Source organism: Isoptericola maris, assembly GCF_048065335.1.
GTDB lineage: Bacteria > Actinomycetota > Actinomycetes > Actinomycetales > Cellulomonadaceae > Isoptericola > Isoptericola rhizosphaerae.
In genome coordinates this window covers 1-3,197 of record NZ_JBLUNY010000006.1, presented here as the reverse complement: position 1 = coordinate 3,197, position 3,197 = coordinate 1, and the positions used below count along the sequence as shown (strand labels likewise).

At 72.4% G+C, this 3,197-nt stretch carries 4 protein-coding genes; 2 read left to right on the top strand and 2 right to left on the bottom strand.

Going from position 1 to position 3,197, the window contains the following annotated elements; genetic code table 11:
* Positions 1–85 precede the first annotated feature (85 nt).
* Positions 86–568, bottom strand: a complete 483-nt coding sequence (locus tag ACH5HR_RS10235) for a GtrA family protein (protein ID WP_402377404.1) — start codon at positions 566–568, stop codon at positions 86–88.
* A 40-nt stretch (positions 569–608) separates the two neighbouring features.
* Here ACH5HR_RS10235 and ACH5HR_RS10230 point away from each other — a divergent pair, with 40 nt between their 5' ends.
* Both ACH5HR_RS10230 and purE read left to right on the top strand, forming a co-directional pair.
* Complete coding sequence (locus tag ACH5HR_RS10230) at positions 609–1,832, top strand: 5-(carboxyamino)imidazole ribonucleotide synthase (RefSeq protein WP_416477703.1); 1,224 nt, start codon at positions 609–611, stop codon at positions 1,830–1,832.
* Positions 1,832–2,359: a 5-(carboxyamino)imidazole ribonucleotide mutase gene (gene purE / locus ACH5HR_RS10225; RefSeq protein WP_402377398.1), complete on the top strand. Its 528-nt coding sequence runs from the start codon at positions 1,832–1,834 to the stop codon at positions 2,357–2,359. The genes ACH5HR_RS10230 and purE overlap by 1 nt, the downstream gene beginning before the upstream one ends.
* Before the next feature lie 73 nt (positions 2,360–2,432).
* Here the strand turns inward: purE and ACH5HR_RS10220 are convergent.
* On the bottom strand, positions 2,433–3,197 hold a 765-nt coding region (locus ACH5HR_RS10220), incomplete at its 5' end, for a hypothetical protein (protein ID WP_416477701.1).

The following is a 3,197-nucleotide window of genomic DNA, read 5'->3' as shown; positions in this document are numbered from 1 at the left end:
TCATCGTTGTGGGCGCGATTTCTGGCCCGTATTGTCCGTTTGCGGCTGGTTGTAGGCCCAGAAATCGCGCCCACAACGCTCGGGGTCAGCCGACGCCGCGGAAGACCACCGTGCGATACATGACGTACCGGAAGATCGTGCTCAGCACGAGGCCGACCCCGTTCGCCGCGACGTTGTCCGCCAGTGCCGAGTCGAGGCCGAGCACGTACCGGGACACCGCCAGGCATCCGGCCGAGATGGCGAGCCCGCCGACGTTCACCGCGGCGAACTCCAACAGCTCGCGTCCGCGGCGCGGGGTACGGCGGTCCGCGAACGTCCAGTACCGGTTGCCGACCCATGCCACGAGAGTCGCGACCGCCGCCGCGATGATCCGCACCGTGATCGGCTTGTGGGCGAGCACGTCGACAGGCCCGTGCAGCATCAGGTTGAACACGGCGAGGTCCACCACGAACGCGAGCGCGCCCACCGAACCGAACCGCAGCAGCTCGATGCGCCGCGCCCACAGTGCGAGCATCGTGCGCGCCGGCCACCGCTGCGGGGCGGGTGCGGCTGCCGGGGCACGAGACATGCGGGCCACCTTATCGGCCCGGCCGGTATCCTCGACCAACGTGACGCCCCCCGCCAGTGCCCCCGTCCCACCCGTGGTCGCCGTCGTCGGTGGCGGCCAGCTCGCCCGCATGATGGCCCCGGCCGCCGCCGAGCTCGGTGTCCACCTGAGGGTGCTCGTCGAGGACCCCGCGACAGCGGCGGCGCAGGTCGTCGTCGACGCCCCGGTCGGGGCCGCGTCCGACGAGGCGGCGATCCGCGCGCTCGTGGCCCCCGCGGACGGACGGGCCGCGGCCGACGTGCTGACCTTCGAGCACGAGCACGTGCCGAACAGCCTCCTGGCCGACCTGGTCGACGGCGGCACCCCGGTGCGGCCGGGCCCTGGAGCCCTGGTGCAGGCCCAGGACAAGATCGTGATGCGCCGTCGGCTCACCGAGCTCGGGGCCCCGTGCCCGCGCTGGGCGGCGCTGCCCACCGATCCGGAGGCCGCCCGGTCCGCGCTCGAGGTCTTCCTCGACGGCGCACCGGGCGGTGAGGCGGTGGTGAAGACCGCTCGGGGCGGCTACGACGGCAAGGGCGTGCGCGTGGTCGCCGCACCGACGGAGGCGGACGACTGGATCGCCGCCCACGCCGCGGGAGGCCCCGAGCTCCTCGTCGAGGACAAGGTGCCGTTCAGCCGTGAGCTCGCGGTGCTCGTCGCCCGCCGGCCGTCGGGAGAGGTGCGGACATGGCCCGTGGTGGAGTCGATCCAGCGGGACGGCGTCTGCGCCGAGGTGATCGCGCCCGCTCCGCGCCTCGACCCGCAGCTTGCCGAGCGGGCTCGCCAGGTAGCCGTCCAGGTGGCCGAGGGGCTCGACGTGACCGGCGTCCTCGCGGTGGAGATGTTCGAGGTGCCGGACGGTGACGGCGGACCGGTGGTGCTCGTCAACGAGCTCGCCATGCGTCCGCACAACTCCGGACACTGGACGATCGACGGCGCCGCGACGAGCCAGTTCGAGCAGCACCTCCGGGCGGTGCTGGACCTGCCGCTCGGTGCGACCGCGCCGACCGCACGCTGGACCGTCATGGCGAACGTCCTGGGCTCGAGCCTGGAGCGCCTCACGGACGCGCTGCCCGACCTCGGCGCGCGGTTCCCGGAGGCGCGCGTCAACCTGTACGGCAAGGACATCCGCCCGGGCCGCAAGCTGGGACACGTCAACGTCAGCGGCGACGACCTGGACGAGGTCCGCCGCCGTGCGGTCGCCGCGGCCGCCCTGCTGCGCGGCGAGGAGATCGAGGAGAACTGATGAGCGAGAACAAGCCCGTCGTCGGGATCGTCATGGGGTCGGACTCCGACTGGCCCGTCATGCAGGCCGCGGCCGAGGCGCTGGACGAGCTGGGCGTGGCCAGCGAGGTGGACGTGGTCTCGGCGCACCGGATGCCGACCGAGATGATCGAGTACGGTCGCGGTGCCGCCGACCGGGGCCTGCGGGTGGTCGTGGCGGGTGCCGGGGGAGCGGCGCACCTGCCGGGCATGCTGGCCGCGGTCACGCCGCTGCCGGTGATCGGCGTGCCGGTGCCGCTCAAGCACCTGGACGGGATGGACTCGCTCCTGTCGATCGTGCAGATGCCGGCCGGAGTCCCGGTCGCCACGGTGTCGATCGGGGGCGCCCGCAACGCCGGCCTGCTCGCGGCGCAGATCCTCGGTGCGGGCACCGATGCGGAGTCCCTCGCGCTGCGCGAACGGATGGTCGCGTTCCAGGCCGAGCTGCGCGACGTCGCGCACGCCAAGGGCGAGCGGCTGCGCGAGACCCGCCGCGCCACGCCGAGGTAGTACCGGTCGTGCCGAGGTAGTACCGGGTCGCGTCGAGGGGGTGCCGCGTCGGATGGTGTCGTTCCGTCGTGCGTCAGCAGGTGGTGGCTCCGTGCAGGTCGTCGCAGTGGAGGCGGACGCGTGCTTCGGTGACGGTGAGGGGTTCGGTGGTGCTGGTGGTGGTGATGGTGCCGTCGATGGTGGTCCAGGTGCTGGTGCCGGCGATGCGGAAGTGGCCTTGCCAGGTGGTGTCCAGGGTGACGGTGACGGTGTCGCGGTACCAGTCGCCCTGGTCGTCGACGTGGGTGTCGGGGTCGTGGGCGGGGTCGCCGAGGTGGGTGTAGGTGTGCCCGATCCAGGATGCGTCGGGGCTGGGGTTGTCCTGGGTCCAGGCTCGGCCGGGGTCGGTGGTGGTCAGTGTGTCGCCGCCTGGGGTGTGGGGGTCGTCGAAGTTCCACGTGTATTCGACCGGGTCGGCGCGGATCTCGACGGGCACGTCCAGGAGGGTGGCCTGTTGGGTCTGGGGTTGGGTGGTGGCGTAGGCGGGGTAGTGGACGTTGACCAGCAGCGGTTCGCGGGCTTGGACCGTGGCGGTGGGGGTGGTGATCTGCATGGCGGCGAAGGCGCGTCGGGCCTGGGCGGCGACGTCGGCCGGGGTGATGCACTCGCGGCCGGAGACCTGCTCGGGTGCGGTGTAGGTGCCGTCGTCCTGGAGGCGTTCGACCCACAGCTCGGCGAGCTCGTACTCGTCGTCGTTGCAGGGGGCGCTCTCGATGTCTGCTTCTCGTGAGCCGTCGGGGCAGGTGTCCAGGGTGGTGATCAGCTCGATGCCGTCCGCGGTGGTGGCGATGTTGCAGGT